Here is a 26,167-nt window from a genome sequence, read left to right as displayed (position 1 = left end):
GGATTGGACATGATCAGGCGATGGCAACAAAGATGACCGAGCACCCGACGGCCTATCAGGAGATGGCTGCGATCATTGCCCGCTTCACCGAGCAGGATCGTGAATTTACCACGCCGATCGAAGGTCTTTTTTTCAATCGGAGATCATCTCCCACGCAGCCCATTCACACCTCGCAATGGCCGTGCTTTGCGCTCGTGCTTCAAGGCGCAAAGAGTCTGACGCTCGGCGAGGAGGTGTATCGCTATGGCGTGGGCGACTACCTCGTGGTCGCGCTCGATCTCCCGGTGATCTCGCGCGTCACCGAAGCAAGCGCAACCGCACCGCATTTCGGCCTCGGCATGGCGATCAATCCCGACCGGCTGAAGCAAGTCATCGGCAAGGCCCATCCAGTTCGGCCGATGGTTTCTCCCAATGAGACGCGTGGGGTCGCCGTCAACAAGGCCTCTGCGCAACTGCTCGACGCATCGCTGAGGCTGATGCGCCTGCTCGACACGCCCGATGATATTCCGGCCCTCGCGCCCCTGATCGAGCAGGAAATCCTTTATCGCCTGCTTTCCGGCCCGTGCGGACCCCGCCTGCTGCAGATCGCCGTGACGGAGACGCCGAGCAACCGAGTAGCCCGCGCCATTGCCTGGCTGAAGGAGAACTTCATGCACCCGCTGCGGATCGAGGAGTTGGCCGAGCGATCCGGGATGAGCGCTTCCTCGCTGCATCACCATTTCAAGGCGGTGACGGCGATGACGCCGATGCAATACCAAAAACAACTCAGGCTTCACGAAGCGCGACGCCTGATGCTGTTTGAACGACTTGATGTCGGCACGGCGGGATACACCGTGGGATACCAAAGCCCGTCTCAATTCAGTCGAGAGTACAGCCGGCTCTACGGAACATCACCGCTCCGCGACGTCGCGAGGACTGCGACTGCCGGCTAGGCCGCTCTCGCATGACTAAAGAGGCACCGTCGTCGGCCCGCAGGCAGAGATGCGATTGGAATTAGGTGTAGCGTCGCCGCGGTACAGATGCCGCGTCAGGGCCCAGAATACCAAAGCGAAAGCACTTATCACAGCACCGAGCAGGCACACGCCGTTCCAGCCGGCGCGTGCATAGACCAGGGTCGAGGCGATCGAGCCGGTGGCGGAGCCGATGGAATAGAAAATCATGTAACCGGCGGTGAGGCGACTGCGTGCTTCGGGCCGCACGCGATAGATCAAGCTTTGATTGGCGACATGCGCCGATTGCAGCCCGAAATCGATCGCGACGACGCCGATGATCAGGCCCCACAGCGAATAGGGCAGCAGCGCGATCGGTAGCCAGGAGACCAGCATGATCGCAAGGGCTATGCCCGTGGTGTGCTCCGCGCGCCCGCGATCGGCGAGCCGGCCCGCCCGGGCGGCGCCAATCGCGCCCATCGCGCCGGCGAGCCCGAACAGGCCGATCTCGGTATGCGACAGCGAAAAAGGCGGCGCGCCGAGCGGCAGCACCATCGGGGTCCACAGGATCGTGATCGCCGTGAAAATCAACAGCGCCAGGGTCGCGCGAATGCGCAACACCGGCTCCTCGACGAACAGCACGAACACCGACCCGATGGGTAGGTCATGGCTGGATCGGTCGTGGACACGCTGCGATCTTCGCGTCGCGGCAGGACGTTCGCCAGCAAGACGGCGATGACCAGCGTCGCCGCGGCGGAGACGACATAGACCGAGCGCCAGCCGAACAGATCCGACAAGGTGCCTGATATCGTCCGGGCCAGCAAAATGCCGATGATGATACCGCTGGTGACGACGCCGACGACGCGGCCACGCTCGGCGGCCGGCGCAAGGGCGGCCGCGTAGGCGACAAGCACCTGGGTGACGACGGCAAGCAAGCCTATGGCGGTCATGCCGACGAAAAGCACCAGATAGCTCGGAGCGGCGGCGACCGTGAGCAGTGCCAATACGGACAGCAGCGACTGGCCGATGACCAGACGCCGCCGATTCAAGATATCGCCGAGCGGCACCACCAGCAGCAGTCCAAAGCCATAACCAATCTGCGTGATCGTGATGATGAGCCCGACCGCCGCATGGCTGATGCCGAACTCGTCCGCCATGGTGTCGAGCAGCGGCTGGGCATAATAGACGTTGGCGACAGCCAATCCGCACGCGACGGCGAACAACAGCGCCACCGCGTCAGAGAGCGGCGCCGCGCTATCGGCCGCGTTTGCTGTTGCACCGGAGCTGGCGGTGCCGCTGCTGCGGCTTGATTCGGTGCCGTCCACGAGGGCCTCGTTTTCCGTACGCATGTTAGCTCCGATTAGTTTTAAATTAAAACCACTTGGAGGCGAAAAATCCGGGCTCAAGAGGCCATCCGTCCCCTTCCCGATCCGCCGCCCGCCGGTCCCCCGATCCGGCGACCGGGGGACGAGAAACAGCGCAACGTTCAGGTCTGCCGGATGAATTCCGCGATCAACCTGCCGATCTCGTCCGGGGCGTCTTCGAGGCAGTAGTGACCAACGCCAGCCAGCCGATGCACCGGCGCGGCCGGAAACAGTTGGGTGAAGAGCGGCAAAAAATGCTCGGCATGGAGCGTGCGGTCAGCGTCACCCCAAATGGCAAGGGCCGGCCTGCCACGGATCGCCCGGTCGGCGGCCGCGTCCGGCGTTTCAAACTGGTGCATGCCGGTGGCAATGCCCTTGGACCAACCGATGGGGCCGAGGCAGTCGGCGGGAGCAGCGAACGGCGAACCGTAGGCGGCAAGCCAGGTATCGGTGATGAGCGCGTTGTTCTCGAAGCCGTTGAGCTTGAGCGTGCTCAGGATATTGAAGCCGAGTTGTCCCAGCACCGCCTCGAGGCTGCCGTCCGCTTGCGCCTTCGCGCCCCATTGGAACCAGGGCGAAACGCCGGCATTGGCCGTCAGGCGCTCGATGCTATCGGCCTGCCCAAACGGCGTCGGCCCGTTGGTCGAGATCACGCGGCGAATGCGGTTGGGATGCCGGGCAGCGAGCCCCATCCCGATCGGACCGCCGAAGTCGTGCATCACAAGCGTGATATCGGTGAGGTCGAGTGCCAGAACAAAGCGTTCCAGATTGTCGATATGATCCTGCAGCCAGTAGGTTCGCGCCGGCGGCGTTTCGCTCTTGCCGAAGCCCATATGGTCCGGAACGACCACGCGGTGCGTGGGGCTCAGCACCGGGATCAAATGGCGGAACAGATAGCCCCAGGTCGGCTGGCCGTGCAGGCAGAGCACGACGCCGGCGCCGCGGGGGCCCTCATCGACGTAATGCATCCGGAAGCCGGCAGCGGTGGTGAAATGCGGCGCATACGGAAAGCTGCCGCCGAAGGTGGCGTCGGATCGGGTCATGCATGTCTCCTGTTCGGAAGCCCGATAGATCAAGCTTCCGGTTTCAAATTAAAACCACACCGACTCCTAACGCTTGAGGTTTTAACTTGCAACCAATATATTCAGATGACAGCCGCGTTCCTTGCCGTCGACACGAGACGGCATCCGGGAAATCGAACACGCAAATGAGGGCGAGATGGTCAGGCGGGTCAGCCACAAGGATTCAAGCTGCGGCGTTGCCAGGCCTTTGGACGCGATCGGGGACTGGTGGTCGTTGCTGATCGTGCGCGACGCGTTCGACGGCCTGCGCCGGTTCGGCGAGTTTCAAAAGGACCTCGGGCTTGCCAAGAACATCCTTGCGGCGCGTCTGCGCAATCTCGTCGCGCACGGCATCATGGACGTCGTCCCCGCCTCCGACGGCAGCGCCTATCAGGAATACGTGCTGACCGAAAAAGGACGCGGCCTGTTTCCACTGCTGGTCGCTCTCAGGCAGTGGGGCGAGGACTTCTTCTTCGAGCCCGGCGAGGCCCATGTCCTGCTGGTCGACCGCAAGAATGGCCTCCCGGTGCGGAAGCTGGAGCTTCGCGCCCAGGACGGCCGCATCGTGGGACCGCAGGATACGGTCGTGCGCCAGCCGCCGAATTCAGGCGCCTAGGGCGAGAAGCTCGTCCAGTTGGGCGAACGTTTCGGGCATCGCGCCCTCCTCCATGCAGGTAATGGCACAGTCGAGCGCTTCCTTCGAGGAATAGCGTTCGTGCATGACCAGCAGCGTCTGGTCATCCTTTTCCTCGAAGGTCACCGTGGTGACGGCACCGTCGTCACTTTCGTCGTTGGTCCATACCAGGCGCGCGTACGGCGTCACGTCGATGTAGCTGCCGAAGAATGCCATGGGCTTTGAGGCCCCGTGGCCGAACTCGAAACGGTATTTGCCCCCGACACGAACATCCATCTCGCAGGAAAGCAGCGACATGCCTGTCGACTTCGGTACCCACCATTGCTTGAGCAGCTCGGGCCTGGTCCACGCCTCGAACACGAGGCGCGCCGGGCCGTTGAAGCTTCGCGTAACGACGAGTTCACGCTCGGACTTCCGTTCCGCCGTCGTGCGGTTCTTCATCGGGGCAGGCTCACTCTCTCTTCTGGCGTCCATCGACCTTCTCCATCCGTTTCAATTGCATGATGTTCACGCCGGCACCGGCGCGGCCTCGGCCTGGGTTCGGGCCGCAGGGAACGGCTTGAAGGTCAGCGCGATCAGGAACGCGCCGATGCCGAACGCCCACGAACCGATGTAGAGCCAAGCGTAACTTGCAAACGCGTCGTAGATCAAACCGCCGGCCAGGGGCCCTGTCGCCATGCCGAGGCTGCCGGCCATCGCGGTGCCGCCGATCACGGTGCCCATCATCCGCAGCGGAAAGTTTTCGCGGACCAGCACGGAATACAGCGGCATGGTGCCGGCATAGATGAAGCCGAACACCGCCGCCACGGCATAGAACGCGGCGAGTTCGCGCACGAAGACATAGCCGAGCGCGCCGAATGCCTGCGCCAGCAGGCCGAGCACCAGCACGCGCTTGGCGCCGAAGCGGTCGCCAAGCAGGCCGAAGGCGATACGGCCGCCCATCCCTGCCAGGCCCTCGACGCTGTAGATCGTGACCGCGGCGATCATCGGGATGCCGCAACTGACGGCGTAGCTCACGGTGTGGATGATCGGCCCGGAATGGGTGGCGCAGCAAAAGAAGTTGGTCAGCAGCAGGATGATGAATTGCGGCGAGCGCAGCGCCTGCGCGCGCGACATCTCCGGCTGCGCAGGCGCGCCGGATGGCGTGGACGCTGCGCTCGCAAGCGCGGGCGCGCGGCGCACCAGCAGCGAGACCGGGATCATGATCGCCGCCACCACCAGCGCGATGATCCGCATCGAGAACCGCCAGTCATGGTTCGAGATCAGCCAGGCCGCGAGCGGCGACATGGTCATCGGCGCCATCCCCATCCCGGCCGACACCAGCGACACCGCGAGGCTGCGATGGGTATCGAACCAGCCGGTGACCGTCGCCATCATCGGCGCAAAGATCGCGGCGGTGGCGCTGCCGACCATCAGTCCGAACATGAACTGAAAGGCGAGCAGCGAGGTCGCAAAGCTCGCCAGCGCCAGGCTCGCCGCGATCACGATCGAGCCGGTCAGCACCACCGGCAGCGGCCCGAACCGGTCGGACAGGGTTCCCCAGAGCATGCTGGTGAAGGCCATGGCCAGGAAACCGATCGTCATGGCGCTGGACACGCCGGTGACCGACCAGCCGGTGTCCCGCGCGATCGGTTGCAGGAACACCGGCAGCGAAAACATGCCCCCGACCGCGACGCAGCCCAACAGGCCTCCGGCCGCGACAATCACCCAGCGATAGCGAGAATCCTGCATTTTCCGATCTCCACGACATCCCGTTCTGGCTGAAAGACGAACCGGACAGGCCGGAACCGACAGGCCGAGGGATGGTCCCGATATTTTTTTAGCTGGCGGTTTGCTACGGCTTATCAGCGGCCCGAGGCCGTTCGGCCCCCAACCAGAATAGCGCATGCCCATCCGCCCCCTCCTCCGCTATCCCGACCCCCGGCTGGCGCTGCCGGCGCGGCCCGTCACGGCGTTTGACGGCGCGCTGCGCGAACTGGCGCGCGACCTGCTGGAGACAATGCTGGCCGCGCCCGGCATCGGGATCACCGCGCCGCATATCGGCGTCGCGCTGCGGGTCGTGGTGCTCGACCTCGATCCCGTCGATGCCGCGAGGACCTATGTCAATCCGGAGATATCATGGGCATCGCCCGAGACGATCCTGCATCGCGAGGGCAGCGTCTCGATGCCGGGGGTCCATGACGAGGTCGAGCGTCATGCCCGGGTCCGGATCAGCTACCAGGACATCGATGGCAACAACCACACCGAGGAATCGGACGGGCTGCGCGCGGTCTGCCACCAGCACGAGATCGATCAATTGAACGGCCTGTTCTGGATCAAGCGGCTGTCCCGCCTCAAGCGTGAACGGCTGATCAAGCGCTTTGAGAAAGCGTCGCGGAGTTGAGCCTGTCTTCACGACTGGCTTGCGGGCGCAGCAGCAGATAGAAAGCGGCGATGTGCGTGATCATCAATAGCGGGACATAGATCACCGGGATCGCGTAGACCGCGCCGAACTCGCCTGCCATCGCCGGAAGATCGAGCTCGATGGCGTGATAATAGTTGAGTAGGAGGTCGGACGCTCCCACGAGATTGAAGGCCAGCACGAACAGCAGGAACAGCGGGCGGATCCTGACGCTCAGCAGCGCCAGCATGGCCATGATCCCGGTCGCGAAGTCGAAATAAGCGGCGAAGCTGGCAAAGCCCGCCGGCATCTGCGGACCGACGATGCCGGGCAGCAGGAACGCCAACCCGAAGAAACGGAAGCTGTGCAAGGTGGCGATGGCGCGCAGCGCTTCGGTCCGTTGCATCGATCTGAGCCAGGGCCAGATGTACGCGCCAAAGCACAGCAGCCAGGCGACATAGCCGAGAACGAGATGGATCTGAAATATGGTTTGCGGCGCCATGCGAGCTCCCGTCGGCGTTGTCGGCCAGATCTAGGGCTACTTCCCGCAAGCGACTAGCCGCGATAATGTCGATGGGTCATGAAGCAGAACTTCACAGTCCGGCAGGGCGCGCTCGACGGCGTCGAGGCTTTCCTGAGCGTCGCCCGGCATCGCAGTTTTCGCAAAGCGGCGGCTGAGCTCGCCGTGACGCCGTCGGCGATCAGCCAGGCGATACGCACGCTCGAAGCGCGGGTCGGCGCCGCGCTGTTCATCCGCACCACCCGCAGCGTCGGCCTCACCGAGGCCGGCGACCGCTTCCTGTCGCGCGCCAAGCCCGCCTTCGAGGAACTGGTCGCCGCAAGCCGGATCGCACGCGATCTCGGACAGCGGCCGTCCGGATTGTTGCGCCTCGCGGTGCCGCGCGCGGTGGTGCCGATCGTGCTGGAGCCGCTGATCGCGTCATTCTGCGAGGCCTATCCCGAAGTCGAGGTGGAGATCGCCGCCAGCGAGGAGATGGTCGATCTTGCGACCGGAGGGTTTGACGCCGGCGTTCGGATGGGCCAGTTCATCGCCGCCGACATGATCGCGGTGCGGCTGACGCCGCCGTTTCGATTCATCGTCGTCGGAACCCCCGGCTACCTCGCCCGCCGCGGCCGGCCGAAGCACCCGGACGATTTGCGCGGGCACGCCTGCCTGCGGCTGCGACGATCCAACGGCGGGCTCGCGCTGTGGTCGCTCAACGACAACGGCCGCACGATCGAGATTGCCGTGGCAGGCCCGCTGATCGCCAACGACTATCCCACCATGCTGGGCGCCGCGGTCGAAGGCATTGGCCTCGCGCAAGTGCCGGCTCCGGTCGCGGCGGGCTTGCTAAAAGCGGGAAAGCTGGTGCAGGTGCTGCAGCCGTTCGCGCCGATCTGTCCCGGCGTGTTTCTGTATTATCCCGGCCACCGCCAATTGATGCCGAAACTGCGCGCCTTCATCGATCACGTAAAGGCGCGCGCGAAGACCCGCGGCAAGACACCCGCGCCGACCGGCGGCAAGCAAAAACGGACCGCGAAGAAGCGTTGAGGCGGCAGAACGCGCGATCGTAAGTAAGGACCGACGACGTTCCTTGACCCAGGCCGCCTATTGATATACATTTTGATCTACGTATATCTAAGGAGACGCTCTCGTGCAGGTTGCCAAATGGGGAAACAGTCTGGCGGTTCGCCTGCCTGCCGTTGTCGTAGAAGCGCTCGGCCTCAAGGAAGGCGACGAAGTCGAAATCCATGTCGCCGGCAGCAAGGATTTCGGTGTCGCGCGCAAACCCGGGCGTAACGAGCTGTTGAAGCGTCTTCGCGCATTCCGCGGCCGCCTCCCCGCCGATTTCAAGTTCGACAGGGATGAGGCGAATGCCCGCTAGTTTTTTCGACACCAATGTCCTCGTCTACCTCGCGTCCAGCGATGCCGCGAAGGCCGACAGGGCGGAGGCAACGATCACTGCTGGCGGTGCGATCAGCGTGCAGGTTCTCAACGAACTCGCCAATGTCGCTCGCCGCAAGATGCAGATGTCCTGGACCGACACGCATGCTTTTTTAGACATGCTACGTAGCCTGCTCACAGTTCACCCGCTCACCCTCGAGACCCACGAAACAGGTCTGACGCTCGCCGAACGATACGGCCTCTCCACCTATGACGCGATGATCGCCGCCTCGGCGATTCTCGCCGGCTGCGACACGTTGTGGTCGGAAGACATGCAGCACGGCATGACGTTCAAGGACGGATTGCGGATCGTCAATCCGTTTCGCGACGTGGGCTAACTACGAACCGCCAGCTCATTCAGGCATTCCGCTGCAAATGCCTTTCTGCGAATTCGAGATACCAGCCGAGGCATCCGGGATTGGCCATCGCGTCCTTGTTGATGACCTTTTCGATCGGGTGGCCGAGCAGCAGTTTTTTGATCGGCAGTTCCTGCTTCTTGCCGGACAGCGTTCGCGGGATTTCGGCAACGGCAAAGATCTCGTTGGGCAAAAACCGGCGTGACAGACCGGCTTCGATCGCCTGGTTGATCCGCGCCCGCATCGCACTATCGAGCGCGATACCGTCGCGCAGCACCACGAACAGCGGCATGTAGCTTTCGCGTCCGAGATATTCGAGGTCGACCACCATCGAATCCAGCACTTCCGGTAACGCCTCGATCGCTGAGTAAAGTTCGCTGGTTCCCATCCGCAGGCCGTGCCGGTTGATGGTGGCGTCGCTGCGGCCGTAGATCACGCAGGATCCGTCCGGGTTGATCTTCAACCAATCGCCGTGACGCCACACCGCGCCGCGGCCGGTGCCGTCGAAATTGTCCGGATAGGTTTCGAAATAGCTGGCGCGGTAGCGCGCATCGCCTTGGTCGTTCCAGAACCGCAACGGCATCGAAGGCATCGGCTCGGTACAGACGAGTTCTCCGACCTCGTCAATGACGGCGCGACCGCGCTCGTCGAACGCCTCGACGGCCGCCCCCAACAGCCGGCACTGCATCAGTCCCGGGGTTTGCGGCAATTCGCGGCAGGCGCCGATGAAGGCGCCGGCAAAATCGGTGCCGCCGGACATGTTCGCCCACCACATCTCGGCGTGCGCGCGGTTGCCACTGACCGCGGCCAGACGCGCAAAACGATCGTTGAACCATTGCTGGGTGTCGGCGGAGAGCGGCGATCCGGTCGAGCCGAGCGCGCGCAGGCCCGACAGATCACCGGCGGCCGAAAGATCGATCTCGGCTTTGGTGCAACTGGCAAAGAACGCCGCGCCGGCGCCAAAGAAGGTCGCCTTCGATCGGGAGACAAAGCGCCACAGCGTCGCCCAATCCGGCTTGTCCTTTGGTCCGCCCGGGCTGCCGTCGAAGATGCAGATGGTGGTGCCGTTGAGCAGGCCCGCGACCTGGCAGTTCCACATGATCCAGCCGGTCGAAGAGTACCAATGATAGCGTTCGCCGAACGAATGTGGCTGGTAGCTGCAACCGATATCATTGTGCAGCACGTTGAGCGGCAGCGCCACGATGATGACGCCGCCATGGCCATGAACGATCGGCTTGGGAAGCCCGGTGGTGCCGCTGGAATAGACGATCCAGAGCGGGTGATCGAACGGCAGCCAGACCGGCTCGAAGGCGTCGATCTCCGGCCCCGTTGCCGACAGGATGGTCGAAAGCCGCGGATCGGAGCCTGCGGTGGTTTCGCCCCGCTCGCTATGGATGATGACCTGCTCGACCGTCGGCAGCGCCGCGCGCAATTCCTCGATCACCTCGCGCCGGTCGTGGCGCCGCCCGGCATAGGTCACGCCGTCGCACGCGATCAGGATTTTGGGCGCGATCTGCTTGAACCGATCGATTACCGCGGGTGCGGCCATATCGGGTGCGCAGACGCTCCAGACCGCGCCAATGCTCGCGGTCGCAAGAAACGCGATCATGGTCTCCGGGATATTGGGAAGATAGGCCGCGACGCGATCGCCGGAGCGCACGCCTTGGCGCTTGAGATGGATCGCAAGTGCCACCGCCTTGCGCCGCAGCTCGGGCCAACTTGTTTCGCTCAGCACGCCGTCTTCGCCGCAACTCACGATCGCCGGCATCCCCGCGGCCTGCGCCGCCTCGACATGCCGCAACACCTGGCGCGCGTAATTGACCTGCGCGCCCGGGAACCAGACCGCGCCCGGCATCTTGCGCTGCGCCACCACGGCACTGTGCGGCGTCGGCGAGCGCAGGTCGAAATAATCCCAGATGCTCTGCCAGAAGGCGTCGATATCGCGCACCGACCATTGCCGCAGGGCTTCATAGTCCGGGAAATTGAGGCCGCGTTGTTGATGCAGCCAGTGGCGATAGCGCGCCATTTGCGGAAGAATTGCTTCGGTCATCGCGTTGAACTCTGACAGGCCACGCGCGCCGTATCTGGCGCGCGTTGGATCTCTGATGCGCCGGGAACGGCCCCGGCGAACTCCTGCATAAGGCTCAAAGCAGAAAGCTCAAAGCCGTTTCGCACGCCTCTTCCGCCTTGAAGGCCAGCATCTCGTCGGCGCGGGTTCGTCCGAGATTGACGGCCGCGATCGGTATTCCCGCACGGGCCGCCATCTGCACGAAACGGAAGCCCGAATACACCATCAGCGAGGAGCCGACGATCAGCATGCCGTCGGCCTCGTGCAGATGCCCGGCAGCGGCATCGACGAAATCGCGGGGAACGCTCTCGCCGAAGAACACGACATCGGGCTTGAGGATGCCCTCGCAGTGCCGGCACGCCGGAATGTTGAAGCTGGAGAAATCGTGGACGTCGAGATCGGCATCGCCGTCGGGCGCGTCCGCAGCATCCAGGTCGACCCAGCCGGCGTTCAGCTCGGTCAGTTCGTCCTGAAGCTCGTCACGCCGGCTCTTCTGACCGCATCCCATGCAGCGGACGAGGTCGAGCCGGCCGTGCAGATCGATCACCTTTTCGTTGCCGGCGGCCTGGTGCAAGCGGTCGACATTCTGGGTCAGAACGAGCTCGGACCTGCCGGCCGCCTCGAGCCTGGCCAGCGCCAGATGCGCCGAGTTGGGCCGGGCCCGGCCGAACCTGCGCCACCCGATCAGGCTTCGCGCCCAGTAGCGGCGTCGCGTCGCCTCCTCGCCCATGAAGGCCTGGTAGGTGACCGGCTGCTGCCGCTTCCAGTTGCCGGCAGCGTCGCGATAATCGGGAATGCCCGAATTGGTGCTGCAACCTGCCCCTGTCAGCACGAAAAGTCGCTGATGGCGGTCGACGAAATCCTGGAGGGAGCTGAAGGCCGTCATGGAATGCAGATATCGTAGCCCGGCGTTCGATCGGCAAGGCCCGTTTACGGGACCGAATGCCGTCCCCAGCCGCCTCGCCTTATTGTCCCATCCGCTCGACCCACCGGGCGCGTGAAGGCCCCGGCTCAAACGCGTCGGCAAAATATTGCGTCTCGCGGGCCACCTTGCCGTCTTTGAACTCCATGACGCTGACCGTGTAAGACGGCTTGCCATCATAGCTGAGGACGAATTCGGTTACCCAGAGGTCGCCCGCGCCGACGATGCGCCGCACCGTGAAGCGCTTCTGGTTCGGCTGGGCGAAGCGCGACGCCTGAATATGGTGCCGGCCACGGATACGCTCGCCGGATTGCGGATACTCCAGCACGGCGTCTTCTTGGTAGATCTGGTGCTCCGCCTCGAAGTCGTTGGCGTCGGACGCAGCCCAGTGCAGATCCAGCGCCGCGCGAATGTCCCGGTCTTCCATGGCAAACTCCCTTGCTCCCTTGGTTCAGCGGTTCCGCAGCCGGTACCGTAGCCACACGGCGCCGCCATCGATAACCGTGCTGCTTTCCAATGTCATGGCTTCGACGGGAGCGGTCGGTCCGGTCAGCGGTTCCCCGGAATCGAACACGCTCGGCGCGCCCTTGGCGCCGTCCACCGCCGGACACAGCACCAGGCTGAGTTCGTCAACCAGCCCGGCGCGCAGGAAGGCGCCGTTGGCCCCGCCGCCGCCTTCCAGCAGCAGGCGCTTGACGCCGAGTTCACGATTGAGGATATCGAGAACCAGTCCGAGGTCCAGCTCGGTCTCGCCGGCGAAGATGTAGGAGACGCCCTCCTGGCGCAGGCCCGCCAGATGCGCATCCGAAACCTTGCTGGAGAGCACGACCACGATCGGATCGCCGCCGATGTCGGACCTGCCCCAGCCGATCTTGCCGTGGAAATCGAGCGCCACGCCATAGGCCTTTACATCGCCAGCTTTGACATCGCGCCGCGCGAACCAGTTTTCGCGGGGAAAAATCTGGTCCGTGACCGCCGGATAGGGTTTGCCCTTCGCGAATTCCTGCCCGGTGACGCGCCCGATCAGCCACGCATCACCGCCGAGTTCGTCGTGCAGCCGCTCGAACAGCGCACTCGCCAGCTTGCCGTCCGGACGCCAGCGGCTGTTGAGCGTTCGCCCGTCCACACTCGAAACCATGTGGCAGATGACATGCGGTTTCATGAATTCTCCAGGGACGCTCGTTTAGACGCTCGTTCGATGCGGTCGCCGCACCCTGTTCTATTCAAATTTCAAAAAGCCGTCGAGCGTACAGGCGTGGTTCCTCGAACGCCGTGATGACTGCCAGGTGTCCGATCGCATTGTCCCCGTGGAGATGATCGCCATATAACGTCCCGGGAAGCCGTGGGCTTCGCTTGGGAGTACGCTATGACGCCTCTGTCGATCCTCGAACTGGTCCGCGTCACCACGGACACCGACGCGCGCGGCGCGCTCGACAAGGCCCGCGATCTCGCAGGCCACGCCGAGGCCTGGGGCTATCGCCGCATCTGGGTCGCCGAGCATCACAACATGCCGGGCATTGCCAGCGCTGCGACGTCGGTCGTGCTGGCCCATATCGCTGCGGGCAGCACCCGCATTCGGGTCGGCGCCGGCGGCATCATGCTGCCCAACCACGCGCCCTACGTCATCGCCGAACAATTCGGTACGCTGGCCCGGCTGTTCCCGGGACGCATCGACCTTGGGCTCGGGCGCGCGCCGGGCACCGACCAGCTCACGCTGCGCGCCTTGCGCCGCACGCCCGACGCAGCTGACAACTTTCCGCAAGACGTTCTTGAAGTGCAGGCTTTCCTGGCGCCTGCCGGTCCCAACCAGCGCATCCAGGCCGTGCCGGCGGCGGGGACGGAAGTGCCGCTGTGGATTTTGGGATCAAGCCATTTCGGCGCGATGCTGGCCGCCGAACTCGGGCTGCCCTACTCGTTCGCGTCGCACTTCGCGCCGGACGAGCTGATTCCGGCGCTGCAAATCTATCGCAGCCGCTTCAAGCCGTCCGAACAGCTCGACCGGCCCTATGCGATGGTCGGCGTCAACATCATTGCGGCCGGCAGCGACGCCGAAGCACGCCGGCTGGCCACGACGCAGCAGATGTCGTTTACCAACCTGTTTCGCGGCGCGCGCGGCTTGAGCCAGCCGCCGATCGACGACATCGAAAGCTACTGGACGCCAGGAGAAAAGGCGCAGGCGATGCGCATGCTCGCGCGTTCCATCGTCGGATCGCCCGATACGGTTCGCGCAGGCATCGACGCGCTGGTCAAGGAAACCGACGCCGACGAGCTCATCGTCGTCTCCGACATCCACGATCATGCCGCGCGGCTCCGCTCCTTCGAGCTGATCGCCGACGTCGCCGGGATCAACACCGGACAGCCGGTTCCGGTCCCCGAGGCTGTCTAAGGCGAGGTTAGGCCGCCGGAGACATTCGCCTCAGTCGCAGTCGGTGCGGCCGACCGCGACGCAATCCCGGTGCTGAAGGGTCGCCTGAACATAGGGGAACAGCCACAGCCCGGCGCCCACCGCACCAATGATCGCAACAAGAACGATCACCGGTAGAAGGTCGGGACCTCGACGATTTGGGCCGGTCATTGATTGCCACTCATATCGGGATGTGCGGGTCGCAACATCAACTCCCCTATTGCGCTCGGCGGCGTGGAAGATCACCCGCTTCCACAGGCGCCGACATCAGCAAACGCCCGAAGCTCGGAACACGGGACAATTGCTGCCACTCATCGTAGCCTAGCACGACGGCCTCCCTCTTGCCGTGACGAGTAATGACCGTCGACCGCCCCTGCGTCGCTTCATCAATGATCCGGGAGAGGTCAGCTCTCACGTCATCAAGCTCAATTTCCCGCATCGCAGCTCTCTATTCCGTATACCGTCACCGACCAAACATACCGAACGGCAGCGTCCAGTCGAAGGAGCGCCCGATCTCTCCCGTTCCGCGATCAAGATCGGTGGTCGCAGCACGAGGCTCTCCGCCGCTCGCAGTCGCCATGGTCTCATTCGGGGTGTGACCGAACTCAGCCTTGAACAACCGGTAAAAATACTTCTCGTTGGAAAAGCCGTGGCGCCACGCGATCTCGGCGATGCGCGCCCGGGTGCGATTGGGATTGGCGAGCAAGCGATAAACACGGCGTAGCCGCTGGAGCTGAATTTGTCGCATCACGCCGCCACTGCCCTCGAACAGCTGGTAGAGCTTCGCACGCGATAGCCCGATGTCCCGGCAAATCCGATCGGGCGTGAGATCAGCCTCGAGCAGATTCAGGTCAATGTAACGCAGAATGCGATTGACCAATGCGTCCCGGATCGGAGCGCTCGCCTGCCGCACCGCGTCCGTCGTCGGCATCACCGCGGCGGTCAGCAGTTGCAGGGTGGATTCGACGGCATAGGGAACGTCGTGTTCTCTCAAGCGCGGTAAATTCCGCGACAACGACCGCAGATGATCATTCAACAGCCGGCCGATTCCGCTCGAGAAAGCACGTCCATGCCAATGCTCGGTATGTCGCGGCAAGGAATCCCTGGGCAGCGCCAACGAAATCGATTGGCCGGGCTCGACCACGCCTTCCAGAGGCTGGGCCGCGTCAAGCAAGATCAGCTCGCCTGGCTGTTTGGTGCCCTCCAGATCCGCGGTCTGAAAGAAGATGGTGAAGCGGAAAAAATCGTGCCCATCGGTCCGGATACGACGCGCGGTGCGCCGTACCTCATAGGAAGCCGATCGCTCCGGATCTGACCATTTCCGTTCGGAGAGAATGAGCGAACCGAGCGCCGCCCCGCTTGCCTCGCCGCTAAAGGATACAGAGTCCTTGTCTCGTAATCTACAGTCGCAGTGACTGCCGGCCACCCAGAGGTCGAAGCGCTCTTTCTCCGGAATCTCGAGCGTCGAAAACCTGGAAACCGAAACAAGTCCGGTCCGCTTCGAGGCGATGTGCTGCTTGGTCATCAGACGGAATACACCACAGGTTCAACCTCATCGATCGCTAGCGTTACCGGCCGAATACACCGAACGGCAGCGTCCACTCGAAGGGCCGCCCGATCTCTCCCGGTCCGCGGTCGCGATCGGTGGTCGAAGCGCGCGGCCTTCCGCCGCTTGCGGTCGCGACCGTCTCATTCGGGGTGTGACCGAACTCCGCCTTGAACAACCGGTAAAAATACTTCTCGTTGGAAAAGCCGTGGCGCCACGCAATCTCGGCGATGCGTGCCCCGGCGCGATTGGGGTTGGCGAGCAAGCGATAAACGCGCCGCAACCGCTTGCGCTGAATTTGTCGCATCACGCCGCCACTGCCCTCGAACAACTGGTAGAGCTTCGCACGCGATAACCCGATGTCCCGGCAAATCCGATCGGGAGTGAGATCAGGCTCGAGCAGATTCACCTCAATGTAACGTAAAATGCGATTGACCAGCGCATCCCGGATCGGAGCGCTTGCCATCCGCACGGTGTCCGCCGTCGGCGTCACCGCGGCGGTCAGCAGTTGCAGTGTGGATTCGACGACGAAAGGAACGTCGCGCTCTGCCAAGACCGGCAAATTCCGCAACAACGACCGCAGGTGATCCGCCAGTAGCCGGCCGATCCCGCTCGATAGAGTGCGTCCGTGCAAATGCTCGGTCTGTCGCGGCAGGAACTCCCTGGGCAGCACCAGCGAAATCGATTGGCCGGACTCGACCACGCATTCCTGCGGTTGGGCAGCGTCGAGCAAGACCAGCTCGCCTGCCTGCTTGGTGCCCTGCAGATTGTCCGTCTGGAAGCGAAATCTCCTGTCGAGGAACATCGTAAAACGAAAGAAATCGTACCCATCGGTCCGAATACGGCGCGCGGTGCGCCGCACCTCATAGGGAGCCAATCGTTTCGAATCGGACCATTTTCGGTGGGACAAAATCAGCGAACCGAGAGCCGCCCCGCTAGCCTCGCCGTTAAATGGTGTAGAATCCCTGTCCTGCAACCTGCAATCGCAGTGATTGCCGGCCACCCAAAGCTCGAATCGATCTCTTTCGGGAATCTTGAGAGTCGAAAACCTGGAAATCGAGACAAGCCCGGTTTGCTTCGGAGCGCTGTGCTGCTTGGTCATGGGACGGGATGCACACCAGGTTCAATATCATCGACCTATCTATAATCGACATGACGATTAAATCAAAAATCGGGCACCACCGACCATCGGAGAGATGCCGGAAGGTAACCGGTGCTCGATCATGGAACCGTTGAGTTCCACGAAGTCTCCTCCAGTCCATCTTTGGTCTCGCTCCATTCATCGCCTCAGAATTTGGTGGAACGGTCGATCATAGAAATCTATGGACACAGGTACGTGCCAGCCAACATCCGCACGATCGGACAACGGCGCCGGGGATGATGACATACGAGAAGGATCGCACGCCGCCTCTCAATTCAGAAGGAGTAAGTGGCACCTGATATTCGGCATTTTATCGATTTCCCGGATGTCTCCGACAGTTCCGGCAATGGCAACACCTCGAAGCCGCACATGCACGAATGCGGCGAGAGGTTCACGAAACAAGTTACGTCTTCGTCTTATTGAAGCAGGAGAATCAAATGCGCGTTGGAAAATTTTTGAGCGTCGGTCTGATTGCCGTGATGTTTGCGGCACCGGCCATTTCGGCTCCCTTGCAGGGAGCGATCGGCAACTCAATGGCCGCGCCCTCGACCACCGAGAAGGTCTGGTGCCACCATTGCGGCGGTGGTGACGGCGGTGCCGGCCTTGGCGCGCTGATCGGCGGCGTCGTCGGTGGCGTCATCGCGGCCGGCGCTGTGAGCGCGGCGGCGTCACAAAATGCAGCGAACGATGCCGCGGCTCAGCAACACGCGGCGGCATGCGCCCAGCGTTATCATTCCTACGATCCCGCCTCGAACACCTTTCAAGCCAAGGATGGCCGGCGCCTTCCCTGCCAGTGAGTCATAGCTACCACCAACAAGAGCTGCGGCCGAAAGCTGCAGCTCTTAGGGCGGGTTAGCGAAAGCGTAACTCGCCACGTTGAGTACGGCTCAACGAAAGCACGGGGTGGAGTACGCCTCCAGCTAATCCACTCCGTGAGTTCCGAGCGCGATGGCGGGCCTCGCCTCACGCGCCCGCCATCAGATCTTTCGCCAGCGCCATATATGCCGGCAGCGTCACGGGATCGTTGGCAGCGTTGCCGGCGGCCGGGCAACTCCTGCTTTCGCGCGGATATAGTTCAGATTCCTGGTTCCGACCGCACCGGTATCGTCGATCTCGAAACCGCTCTCCGCCAGCAGCGCGCTGATCACTTGCATGTCGGTGTGTCCGTGCCGATGGAGTCGGGGCAGCCAGGATTGCCGCGGGGGTTTTCCGAAGTCGATCAGCAGCAGCCGGCCCCCAGGCTTCAGCACGCGCCGAGCCTCACGGACAAACGCCAGGCGCACGGGCTTCGGCAGGTGATGCAGCATGAGCGTGCCCATCACGATGTCGAACTGCGCCTCGCCAAACGGAAGTCGCTGGGCCGTTCCGTCGACGAAGGTGACATGGAGGCCGGCCCTTTCGGCCTTGACCCGTGCCCGCGCAATCATCTCGGGCGATGCGTCGAGGCCGGTCACGCTTCCCTCCGCACCGATCTGGCGCTTCGCGGCGATGGCGAGCGTCCCCGTTCCACAGGCGACGTCGAGCACCGTTTCTCCAGGCTGGAGCGCCGCGGGGCGAAGCATGAACTCCCGAAACCGGCCTTCGCGGCCGAAGGTCAGAATGCGCGCGAGCAAGTCGTAGCCTGCCGCTCCATGCAGAACGATGCCACCGGCCTGACCGCCCACGCGCTGCATGCCGCCGCCGACAAGGCTCCTGTGACGAGCGCGACCCCAGATTAGAAATGCCACGATCGCCACCAGGACAATCCCATGCAACGCCGCCACCCCAATTCCAGTGCCGAGATAACCTGCGCCGAATTGCAGCAGGATCAGCACCGCAGCCATCAAGGCGAGCTTGGCAAGGAGGACGAGCGCGACGGCCCGCTTACGAGACTGCGGCGCCATGACGGCGTGACGACCGGATCCGTGCATGCGTGGCGGCTCCTGTGAGATCACGGCGGTACTCGAAATACTGAATTCCCAGACATGGTGTATCATGCTGAACATCGTGTTCAGAAGCGGTGTTGCTGGACACAGAACCCATGCGTGTCCGGAAACCGCGCACGCCAGGCGATGGTGACCATGAAAATCGAACGGACAGACACCGGCATGATCGACCGCCGCGTCGCGCGGACGCGTGCGCTATTGCAGGACGCGCTCATCACCTTGGTCCCGGAGCGCGGATATGCGCCGATCACGGTCGAAGATATCTGCGAGAAGGCGAATGTCGGGAGGTCGACCTTTTACACGCACTATGCCGGCAAGGAAGAACTGCGCAGCGCGACGATCGATGAGCACCTGCGTTTGCTGGGCAACCGGCAGCCCTCATCCCCACTGGAGACCAGCGACCGCCTGTTCGAGTTCAGCCGGCCGATGTTCGAGCATGCGCACGCTCTGCGTTTCCTTCATCGTGCGCTGCTTGCAAGCAGCGGCGACACCATCCACGACAAATTCCGCGAGCGCATTCGGCGCGCGGTCCGATCCGAGCTTATCGGGAGGCGGATCGACGAGGCAGGCGGATCCCTTGAAGTTGCCGTCCAATTCATTTCCGGCGCGTTTCTCGCGGTGCTGGCCTGGTGGATTGCAGCCGACACCGGCCTGTCACCGGCGCAGGTCGACGCGTTGTTCCAGCAGATGGCAACAAGAGCTGGCGGCCGCGAGTTCTAAGCGCCACGGCGGCCTCGGCTCACGCGCCCGCCATCAGATCCTTCGCCAGTGCCATATAGGCCGGTAACGTCACGGGATCGTTGGCGGCGTTGCCGGCGGCCGGATGCGAGGCGTACCGGGCGATCACCATCTCGGCCTTCGGATCGATATAGATGCCCTGGCCGTGAACGCCGCGCGCCATGAAGGCGCCATGCGCGTTGTGCGTCACCCACCACTGATTGCGGTAGGACGCGCCAGGCAATGTGGTGTAGCCGGCCGGCTTGAATTTCTCGGGGTCGCCACCGCGCGCGATATCCTCGACGACATGCGACGGCACGATCTGGCGGCCATTGAAGCGGCCGTGGTTGCGGATCGTCTCGCCGAAGCGGGCCAGATCGCGCAACGTCGTCGACAGGCCACCGCCGCCGCTTTCGGTGCCGATGCGGTCGACGTGATAATGCGCGTCCTCTTCCGCGCCCATCGGAAGCCAGACGCGCTCGGAAAGAAGATCGGACAGCGTCAGGCCGCTGGCACGGCGGCAGATCCAGGCCAGCACGTCGGAATTGACGGTCTTGTAGGAAAACGCCTTGCCGTGCTCGCCCTGCTTCTGCTGCGCGCGGAGAAAATCGAAAATATTAGTCGCGCCTTCATAGCCCGGCTCGATCGGTGCCATACCGCTCGCACGCCGCAGCCCCCACACGTCGGAATTCTTGTCGGTATAGATTTCTGTGTAGACGAGGCCCGTGGTCATATCCATCGCCTCATGCACCCGCGCGTCGCCGAACGCGCTGCCCTTCAACTCCGGCACATAATCGGTGATCGGCGCCTGCGGATCGATCTTGCCTTCCGCGATCAAGATGCCGGCCAGCGTGCCGGTGAACGATTTCGTCACCGACATCGCGATATGCGGCTTGTGCGGCTTCAGCGCGCCGAAATATCGCTCATAGATCAGTTTGCCCCGGTGCAGCACGGCGATGCCGTCGGCATAAGTTTCCTCAAGCATTTTCGCAAACGTCATCGGACGCCCGTCCATCGTGACGGATTTGGACCCGCCGATGTCGTGATCCTCGCGCGGCAACACGGACGCCGGCCCCGGCCCGCGCCACACGTTCACCGTCGGCACCAGTTGGCGGATGTTGCTCCAGGCCCAGCGCAGTTCGGGAAAGCTGCGAAACGAGCCGTTCTGGAAGGTGATGGTTTTGTCCGGTGGCGGCGGAAAGCCCTGCATGAAGCCAAGTGTTTGCGGATCGGTCTCGGCGGTGGGTTGAGCCTGCTGGCTAGCGGTGGTCGCGGTGGACATCGGGGATCACTCCAGAGAGGCGGTGCCGATGTCGTACCATGGGGTCGTCAGGCGCACATCCCGCATTTGTGCCGGGGGTGATCGTCGCGGCGAGCCGTTGAGATGATGCACGAAGGGCGGCGGACGATAGCACAACCCACCAGATCGCGCGACATAAATCTAAAGTAGAGCGTAGCGAGGTTTCGCCTATTGCGCCTTACTGAATCTGCTAAGATGCCGCTGCTCGGCAAATTAACCCTTCCTGGCTTGAAATGAAGAAACCCGACTCGTCAAATTCAACAACCCGCGCATTGCGAATGTGGGAAGACCAGTCCACCGCTGCAGAACGGTTGTGCGCAGACGTACTTCGGTTAGAGGGTTTCCAGAACGTCGATCCACAATCACCGTTGGGCGGCCGCGATGGTGGCAAAGATATCCTATGTGACAAGGACGGCATAGATTTCGTCGCAGCTTGTCACTTTTCCAATAGCGATCTTAAGTTTACTGCCATCAAGAAGAAATTTGCGAACGACCTGAAGGCGAGCCTTCGGCACGGTCGCAAGGGCTTCATCTTCATGACCAACCAGCAATTAACACCCGGTCAGCGAAATGAACTGGAGGCGCTGGCAAGTACGAGGGGTCAACGCTGCCTAATTCATCATCGGGAATATTTGCGCGTCGTGCTCGATTCTCCACCGGGCTATGGGCTCCGATTGCGCCATCTAGATGTTGAGCTGACGACTGAAGAGCAATCGGCATTCTTTGCAGCAGCCGATTCCTCAACCGCCGCCGCATTGGTCGTCCACACACGCGCCATTGATCGTCTGACAGGTCAAGTCACCCGCATCGCTAGGGCGCAGCTTGGCTTTATAGCCGAAAGCATGGCCGTAGTCGCTGACGCGTTTCGTGCCGATGCGCCAGCGATAGACGTGGCAGCGATGATAAAGGCCTCAAGTAAAGCTGCAAATCGAAGCATTGATGAGGTACCCGACCAAGCTATCTCCGGTCAGTTGTCCAGCGCGTTCGTCCGGTACGTTCATCGCTTACTGTTACCAGCCGACCCTTTCGCAGGTCAGTACAGGGCAAGCCAAATATGGCTCGTGGATCCTACCGGGAAATCAAAAGTCGATATGGAATGCCCCGGTTGGGGACAAGGTGCCCAATCTTGTTGAAACATTGATATCGGAGTGGAATCGAAATTACTCAGATGTGGCGGCAGACGCGCGCAAGTCCGCCATTCCCTCGATGGCCCGTTTTTTCCACAGCCTCCTCGCGATACATCCATTTATTGATGGCAATGGACGACTCGCTCGGGAATTGCTCTCTCTCCAAGCGCGCGAGCTTCTCGGGCTAGAAGAAAACCTACTGGTCGAACGCGGCTCGGAATACTATTCCGCACTGAGATTGGCGGACGATCAGAAATTCGATGCATTGGAGCGGCTAATCTCGAAAGCGATCGCCGGTACGCAATAGTGCCTAGCTCGTGGGGACGGCAGCCAAGCGTATTGTACCCGGCTATACTCGATTGATGGGGTAGGCTTCGCTCTGTTACCGTAATTCGGCTTGTTTGCGTTAATCTTCTACAACCTTGAACGCTCTATTTTCGGTGTATTCACAGTCGCACGAGATGAGTTGGTGACCGCACGATGGACAGCGCTCGACGTCACAACTCGGGACATGAAACTGTCCTTTCGTTACACCGCAATCGTGGCAAGGACGACTGTCCGCACCGTAATCTCCGGGTTCGTCACCATACCTTGTTCGGGACAAGGCTTGAACGAGATGTACGTGCGTTCTCTTTTGTGCCGCCCGGATTTTTCTCGGCCAGTACGACACCATCGAGGCGCCTCGGTAGGTTACAAATTTCCCGTCCCAGGCAAGCCGATCTATTTGCCCGTCTTCCGAAGCCTTGCCTAGTTTAGCAAGCATGAGCGCTGCTACCGCGGGAATGCCAGCTTTGCCCAGTTCGACGTATCCAGTCGTTAGATTTAAGCCTGGCAGCCTGGTCTTATCCAGCCTAACCGGAAGAATATACTCGCGGTTTTCTTGAAAAGCGCGTTCTTGAGCTTGGCGTAGCTCGTGCTTCGTCCACCGTTTCTTAGCGTAGTGTTTGGAAACAAAGACCACGCAGTATCGCGCTTTATCGCGATAGATCGCCTGAAGGTGTTGATAAAGGTCTTTGCCCCATAAGCCATGCTGTTCGGCAAGGTCGTAGAAAACGCGAACATGCTCTCGCGTTAGAATTTCGTACAATTGCTCAGCGAATTCTCTATCCTCTCCGGCAAAAGACAAAACCACGTCGTATTCAAATTTCTTGCGCTTCGCCATCGACACCCCGCGAGCTGCTAGCTCACTCCCACTCAATCGTCCCCGGCGGCTTTGACGTCACGTCGTACACCACCCTATTCACGCCCTTGACCTCGTTGATGATCCGCGTCGCGGTCTCGCCTAAAAACTTCATCTCGAACGCATAGAAATCCGCGGTCATGCCGTCGGTCGAGGTCACCGCGCGCAGGCCGACGACGTATTCGTAGGTGCGGCCGTCGCCCATCACGCCGACGGTTTTTACGGGCAGCAGCACCGCAAAAGCCTGCCAGATCTGGTCGTAGAGGCCGGCTTTGCGGATCTGGTCGATATAGACCGCGTCGGCGTTGCGCAGGATGTCGAGCTTTTCGCGCGTAATCTCGCCGGGGCAGCGGATCGCGAGGCCGGGTCCGGGGAACGGATGGCGGCCGACAAAAATTTCCGGCAGGCCGAGTTCGCGGCCGAGCACGCGGACTTCGTCCTTGAACAGTTCACGCAACGGCTCGACCAGCTTCATGTTCATGCGCGCCGGAAGCCCGCCGACATTGTGGTGCGACTTGATCGTCACCGAAGGGCCGCCGGTGAACGACACGCTCTCGATCACATCAGGATAGAGCGTGCCCTGCGCCAGGAAATCCGCGCCGCCGATCTTTTTTGCCTCGGCGTCGAACACGTCGATGAAGAGACGCCCGATGGTCTTGCGCTTCACTTCGGGATCGGTGACGCCTTGGAGCTCGCCCAGAAACACTTTCGAGGCGTCCACATGCACCAGCGGAATGTTGTAGTGGTGCCGGAACAGATCGACCACGGTTTTGGCTTCATCGAGCCGCAGCATGCCGTGATCGACGAACACGCAGGTGAGCTGATCGCCGATCGCCTCGTGGATCAGCACCGCGGCGACCGCGGAATCGACGCCGCCGGACAGCCCGCAGATCACCTTGCCCTTGCCGACCTGGGCGCGGATCTTCTCGATCGCCTCCTCGCGAAATGCGCGCATGGTCCAGTCGCCGGTGAGGCCGGCGACCTTGCGGACGAAATTGCGGATCAGCTTGGCGCCGTCGGGCGTGTGCACCACTTCGGGGTGGAACTGCATCGCGTAGAATTTGCGCTTGTCGTCGGCAATCACCGAAATCGGCGAACCCGCGGCCTTCGCCACCGCGCGAAAACCGTCAGGCAGTTTTGTCACGCGGTCGCCGTGGCTCATCCAGACGTCGTAGCGTCCGCCCTTCTCCCAGACGCCGTCGAACAGCGTGCAGTCGTCGGTGATCTCGATGGCGGCGCGGCCGAATTCGCGGTGATGCCCGGCCTCGACGGTGCCGCCGAGCTGCTGGGCCATGGTCTGCTCGCCGTAGCAGATGCCGAGCACCGGAACGCCCGCGGTGAGGATCGACATCGGCGCGGATGGCGCATTGTCGTCGAGCACGGAGGCCGGTCCGCCGGAGAGGATCACGGCCTTCGGCTTCATTTCCTTGAAGGCGGCTTCGGCCTTCTGGAACGGCACGATTTCGGAATAGACGCCCTCCTCGCGCACCCTGCGCGCGATCAGTTGCGTCACCTGGCTGCCGAAATCGACAATCAGAATCTTGTCATGCGCCGAGGCCACCGAGGGCGCCGACTCGTCGATCGTCTGTGCTGCTGTCATGGATAGCAAATACGCGACGGGGGGCGGCCTCGCAACCCTGAAACCCCAGCAAAACAGCGGCTAAAATGAGCTTTTGCGCCGCATTTGCACAGGTTTTGACGTCATCCTGCGCGGTTCGCCTGTGAACCCCGTAGGGTGGGCAAAGGCGCCCTTGCGCCGTGCCCACCATCTTTCGGTGCGCCGCTTGAATGGTGGGCACGCTTCGCTTTGCCCACCCTACGGCTACGGCTCTCAGGCCCGCTTCAAAACCGACACGAAAAACCCGTCGGTGCCGGTGCGGCGCGGGGTCATCAGCCAGCCTTCGTTGGATTTCAGCGCGGCTTGCGCAAACTCCTCGGCCTTGTCCCAGAGTACGGTCGCGGTCTGCTCCGGCGGCACCACCGAAAATTCCGGATGGCGGGCGACAAAGGCGCGGACTTGCTCGCCGTTTTCCGGCGGCAGCACCGAGCAGGTGATATAGGCGATCCGGCCGCCTGGCTTGACCAGGGCCGCGGCGCGATCCAGCACCTCGATCTGATCCTTCAGCCGCACCTCGAGCGCGCCGGGGCGCATCCGCCATTTGGCGTCGGGGTTGCGGCGCCAGGTTCCGGTTCCGGTGCAGGGCGCGTCGATCAGGACCAGATCGGCGGAGGCGTGGATATCGCTCAGCGTGTCGTTCGGCCCCTTGGGGGTGCGGACATCGGCGTTGTGCACGCCGGCGCGCGACAGCCGCTCGTAGATCGGGGCGAGCTGCCGCTTGTCGTGGTCGGTGGCGATCAGCCGGCCCTTGCCCTGCATCATCGCCGCCAGCGCCAGGGTCTTGCCACCCGCCCCGGCGCAGAGATCGATCACCTGCTCGCCGGGCTTGGCGGCCGACAGCAATGCGGCGAGCTGCGAGCCCTCGTCCTGAACCTCGATGGCGCCCTTGATAAAATCCTCCTCGGCATGGATGCCGGGATTGCGGGCGTCGGCGCCGAGTTCGATGCGCAGGCCGATCGGCGACCACGGTGTCAGCACGGCGCCGAGATGCGCGATGGAGCCCAATATCTTTTCGCGCTTGGCCTTCAAGGTGTTGACGCGCAAATCGAGCGGCGCGCGGCTGGCCATCGCGGTGGCCTCGGCGACCCGGTCCTCGCCAAACGCCTGAGCCAGATAGCCGTCGAGCCATTCCGGATAATCGCCGGCGATGTGCGCCGGAGCTGCGTCAAGCGTCCGCGAGGTGAGCGCCGCGCGCTCGGCGGGGGTCAGGGGTTCGGGCGCAAAACGCTCGCCGTGGCAGAGGTCGCTGATGGCGTCGGCGGTCATGCCGCGCTCCAGCCGCAGCATGCCGAGCGTGCGCGCCCGTGGGCTATCGTTGTCCATGATCCAGGCGCTGGAGGCGCGCCGCCGCAGCACATCCCAGATCAGGCCGGAGATCGCGGCGCGGTCGCCCGAGCCGGCATAGCGATGCGCGGTGCCCCACTCCTTCAGCGCTTTCGCCGCCGGGACGCGTTGCGCGTCGATGGTCTCGATCAGTTCAATGGCGGCGGAGAGTCGCGCTGCGGGGGTCATCCAACACTTTCAGTTGAGGAAAATTATCTAGGTATGAG

The 26,167-nt window shown here is 62.7% G+C and carries 27 protein-coding genes and 1 pseudogene; 11 read left to right on the top strand and 17 right to left on the bottom strand.

Annotation, left to right across the window (positions count from 1 at the left end; genetic code table 11):
* The first annotated feature begins 32 nt into the window (after positions 1-32).
* Complete coding sequence (locus GSQ88_RS18595) at positions 33-932, top strand: AraC family transcriptional regulator (protein WP_159009491.1); 900 nt, start codon at positions 33-35, stop codon at positions 930-932.
* A gap of 15 nt (positions 933-947) precedes the next feature.
* Here GSQ88_RS18595 and GSQ88_RS18590 read toward each other — a convergent pair.
* Together GSQ88_RS18590 and GSQ88_RS18585 are read right to left on the bottom strand one after the other, a co-directional pair.
* A pseudogene (locus GSQ88_RS18590) lies at positions 948-2,278 on the bottom strand (MFS transporter).
* A gap of 137 nt (positions 2,279-2,415) precedes the next feature.
* Complete coding sequence (locus GSQ88_RS18585) at positions 2,416-3,336, bottom strand: alpha/beta fold hydrolase (RefSeq protein ID WP_159009186.1); 921 nt, start codon at positions 3,334-3,336, stop codon at positions 2,416-2,418.
* Between the two features lie 175 nt (positions 3,337-3,511).
* On the opposite strand from GSQ88_RS18585, the gene GSQ88_RS18580 reads away from it, so the two are divergent.
* Positions 3,512-3,970, top strand: a complete 459-nt coding sequence (locus GSQ88_RS18580; RefSeq protein WP_159009185.1) for a winged helix-turn-helix transcriptional regulator — start codon at positions 3,512-3,514, stop codon at positions 3,968-3,970.
* Here the strand turns inward: GSQ88_RS18580 and GSQ88_RS18575 are convergent.
* Both GSQ88_RS18575 and GSQ88_RS18570 read right to left on the bottom strand, forming a co-directional pair.
* A complete protein-coding gene (locus GSQ88_RS18575) occupies positions 3,959-4,462 on the bottom strand; it encodes an SRPBCC family protein (protein ID WP_246784860.1) in 504 nt (167 codons plus the stop codon). The two genes, GSQ88_RS18580 and GSQ88_RS18575, sit on opposite strands and share 12 nt — an antisense overlap.
* A 33-nt stretch (positions 4,463-4,495) precedes the next feature.
* Positions 4,496-5,719 (bottom strand): MFS transporter, encoded by a 1,224-nt coding sequence (locus GSQ88_RS18570; protein WP_159009184.1) that lies wholly within the window; start codon positions 5,717-5,719, stop codon positions 4,496-4,498.
* A gap of 154 nt (positions 5,720-5,873) precedes the next feature.
* Here GSQ88_RS18570 and GSQ88_RS18565 point away from each other — a divergent pair, with 154 nt between their 5' ends.
* Entirely contained in the window at positions 5,874-6,371 is a 498-nt protein-coding gene (locus GSQ88_RS18565; protein ID WP_159009183.1) for a peptide deformylase, read from the top strand.
* On the opposite strand, the gene GSQ88_RS18560 is transcribed toward GSQ88_RS18565, so the two are convergent.
* Positions 6,340-6,870: a DUF8737 domain-containing protein gene (locus GSQ88_RS18560; RefSeq protein ID WP_159009182.1), complete on the bottom strand. Its 531-nt coding sequence runs from the start codon at positions 6,868-6,870 to the stop codon at positions 6,340-6,342. The genes GSQ88_RS18565 and GSQ88_RS18560 overlap by 32 nt on opposite strands.
* Before the next feature lie 78 nt (positions 6,871-6,948).
* Here GSQ88_RS18560 and GSQ88_RS18555 point away from each other — a divergent pair, with 78 nt between their 5' ends.
* The 3 genes from GSQ88_RS18555 (at position 6,949) to GSQ88_RS18545 (ending at position 8,651) form a co-directional block, all read left to right on the top strand.
* Positions 6,949-7,920, top strand: coding sequence for a LysR family transcriptional regulator (locus tag GSQ88_RS18555; RefSeq protein ID WP_159009181.1), 972 nt, complete (start codon positions 6,949-6,951; stop codon positions 7,918-7,920).
* 103 nt (positions 7,921-8,023) lie between these two features.
* Positions 8,024-8,254, top strand: coding sequence for an AbrB/MazE/SpoVT family DNA-binding domain-containing protein (locus GSQ88_RS18550; RefSeq protein ID WP_159009180.1), 231 nt, complete (start codon positions 8,024-8,026; stop codon positions 8,252-8,254).
* Positions 8,235-8,651, top strand: a complete 417-nt coding sequence (locus GSQ88_RS18545) for a PIN domain-containing protein (protein WP_502706743.1) — start codon at positions 8,235-8,237, stop codon at positions 8,649-8,651. The genes GSQ88_RS18550 and GSQ88_RS18545 overlap by 20 nt, the downstream gene beginning before the upstream one ends.
* 19 nt (positions 8,652-8,670) lie before the next feature.
* On the opposite strand, the gene GSQ88_RS18540 is transcribed toward GSQ88_RS18545, so the two are convergent.
* From GSQ88_RS18540 to GSQ88_RS18525, 4 genes are all read right to left on the bottom strand, one after another.
* Positions 8,671-10,719 carry an acetoacetate--CoA ligase gene (locus GSQ88_RS18540; RefSeq protein WP_159009178.1) on the bottom strand — a complete coding sequence of 683 codons (2,049 nt, stop codon included), beginning with the start codon at positions 10,717-10,719 and terminating at the stop codon, positions 8,671-8,673.
* Between the two features lie 94 nt (positions 10,720-10,813).
* Positions 10,814-11,623, bottom strand: coding sequence for an NAD-dependent protein deacetylase (locus GSQ88_RS18535; protein WP_159009177.1), 810 nt, complete (start codon positions 11,621-11,623; stop codon positions 10,814-10,816).
* A gap of 79 nt (positions 11,624-11,702) precedes the next feature.
* Positions 11,703-12,086, bottom strand: a complete 384-nt coding sequence (locus tag GSQ88_RS18530) for a nuclear transport factor 2 family protein (RefSeq protein ID WP_159009176.1) — start codon at positions 12,084-12,086, stop codon at positions 11,703-11,705.
* 24 nt (positions 12,087-12,110) lie between these two features.
* On the bottom strand, positions 12,111-12,821 hold the full coding sequence (locus GSQ88_RS18525) for a RibD family protein (protein ID WP_159009175.1): 711 nt from the start codon (positions 12,819-12,821) through the stop codon (positions 12,111-12,113).
* Between the two features lie 204 nt (positions 12,822-13,025).
* On the opposite strand from GSQ88_RS18525, the gene GSQ88_RS18520 reads away from it, so the two are divergent.
* On the top strand, positions 13,026-14,045 hold the full coding sequence (locus GSQ88_RS18520) for an LLM class flavin-dependent oxidoreductase (RefSeq protein ID WP_159009174.1): 1,020 nt from the start codon (positions 13,026-13,028) through the stop codon (positions 14,043-14,045).
* 235 nt (positions 14,046-14,280) lie between these two features.
* Here GSQ88_RS18520 and GSQ88_RS18510 read toward each other — a convergent pair whose 3' ends face one another.
* From GSQ88_RS18510 to GSQ88_RS18500, 3 genes are read right to left on the bottom strand one after another with little or no spacing between them, the layout of a single operon-like run.
* Entirely contained in the window at positions 14,281-14,502 is a 222-nt protein-coding gene (locus tag GSQ88_RS18510) for a type II toxin-antitoxin system Phd/YefM family antitoxin (protein WP_159009172.1), read from the bottom strand.
* Positions 14,503-14,526: 24 nt separating this feature from the next.
* Positions 14,527-15,588, bottom strand: coding sequence for a helix-turn-helix domain-containing protein (locus tag GSQ88_RS18505; protein ID WP_159009171.1), 1,062 nt, complete (start codon positions 15,586-15,588; stop codon positions 14,527-14,529).
* A 43-nt stretch (positions 15,589-15,631) separates the two neighbouring features.
* On the bottom strand, positions 15,632-16,711 hold the full coding sequence (locus tag GSQ88_RS18500; RefSeq protein WP_159009170.1) for a helix-turn-helix domain-containing protein: 1,080 nt from the start codon (positions 16,709-16,711) through the stop codon (positions 15,632-15,634).
* Positions 16,712-17,187: 476 nt separating this feature from the next.
* Between GSQ88_RS18500 and GSQ88_RS18495 the strand changes: the two genes are divergently transcribed.
* A complete protein-coding gene (locus GSQ88_RS18495) occupies positions 17,188-17,547 on the top strand; it encodes a BA14K family protein (RefSeq protein ID WP_159009169.1) in 360 nt (119 codons plus the stop codon).
* Positions 17,548-17,763: 216 nt separating this feature from the next.
* Here GSQ88_RS18495 and GSQ88_RS18490 read toward each other — a convergent pair whose 3' ends face one another.
* Positions 17,764-18,423: a class I SAM-dependent methyltransferase gene (locus tag GSQ88_RS18490; RefSeq protein WP_502706749.1), complete on the bottom strand. Its 660-nt coding sequence runs from the start codon at positions 18,421-18,423 to the stop codon at positions 17,764-17,766.
* Positions 18,424-18,837: 414 nt separating this feature from the next.
* On the opposite strand from GSQ88_RS18490, the gene GSQ88_RS18485 reads away from it, so the two are divergent.
* Positions 18,838-19,395, top strand: a complete 558-nt coding sequence (locus GSQ88_RS18485) for a TetR/AcrR family transcriptional regulator (protein WP_159009167.1) — start codon at positions 18,838-18,840, stop codon at positions 19,393-19,395.
* Between the two features lie 19 nt (positions 19,396-19,414).
* Here GSQ88_RS18485 and GSQ88_RS18480 read toward each other — a convergent pair whose 3' ends face one another.
* On the bottom strand, positions 19,415-20,674 hold the full coding sequence (locus GSQ88_RS18480) for a serine hydrolase domain-containing protein (RefSeq protein ID WP_159009166.1): 1,260 nt from the start codon (positions 20,672-20,674) through the stop codon (positions 19,415-19,417).
* Between the two features lie 251 nt (positions 20,675-20,925).
* Here GSQ88_RS18480 and GSQ88_RS18475 point away from each other — a divergent pair, with 251 nt between their 5' ends.
* Positions 20,926-21,825, top strand: a complete 900-nt coding sequence (locus GSQ88_RS18475; protein ID WP_159009165.1) for a hypothetical protein — start codon at positions 20,926-20,928, stop codon at positions 21,823-21,825.
* Positions 21,809-22,126, top strand: a complete 318-nt coding sequence (locus GSQ88_RS18470) for a Fic family protein (protein ID WP_159009164.1) — start codon at positions 21,809-21,811, stop codon at positions 22,124-22,126. The genes GSQ88_RS18475 and GSQ88_RS18470 overlap by 17 nt, the downstream gene beginning before the upstream one ends.
* A 99-nt stretch (positions 22,127-22,225) precedes the next feature.
* Here GSQ88_RS18470 and GSQ88_RS18465 read toward each other — a convergent pair whose 3' ends face one another.
* From GSQ88_RS18465 to GSQ88_RS18455, 3 genes are all read right to left on the bottom strand, one after another.
* Complete coding sequence (locus GSQ88_RS18465) at positions 22,226-22,981, bottom strand: toll/interleukin-1 receptor domain-containing protein (protein ID WP_159009163.1); 756 nt, start codon at positions 22,979-22,981, stop codon at positions 22,226-22,228.
* Between the two features lie 22 nt (positions 22,982-23,003).
* Positions 23,004-24,599, bottom strand: a complete 1,596-nt coding sequence (gene guaA / locus GSQ88_RS18460) for a glutamine-hydrolyzing GMP synthase (RefSeq protein ID WP_159009162.1) — start codon at positions 24,597-24,599, stop codon at positions 23,004-23,006.
* Positions 24,600-24,830: 231 nt separating this feature from the next.
* The gene (locus GSQ88_RS18455) at positions 24,831-26,129 is read right to left on the bottom strand and encodes an RsmB/NOP family class I SAM-dependent RNA methyltransferase (protein WP_159009161.1); all 1,299 of its coding nucleotides are present in this window, start codon (positions 26,127-26,129) and stop codon (positions 24,831-24,833) included.
* Positions 26,130-26,167: the final 38 nt, after the last annotated feature.

Origin of the sequence: Bradyrhizobium sp. S69 (assembly GCF_009766005.1) — a bacterium.
Taxonomy (GTDB): domain Bacteria; phylum Pseudomonadota; class Alphaproteobacteria; order Rhizobiales; family Xanthobacteraceae; genus Bradyrhizobium.
Note: the sequence above shows the minus strand (reverse complement) of the source record. Positions and strands in the feature narration are given on the sequence as shown.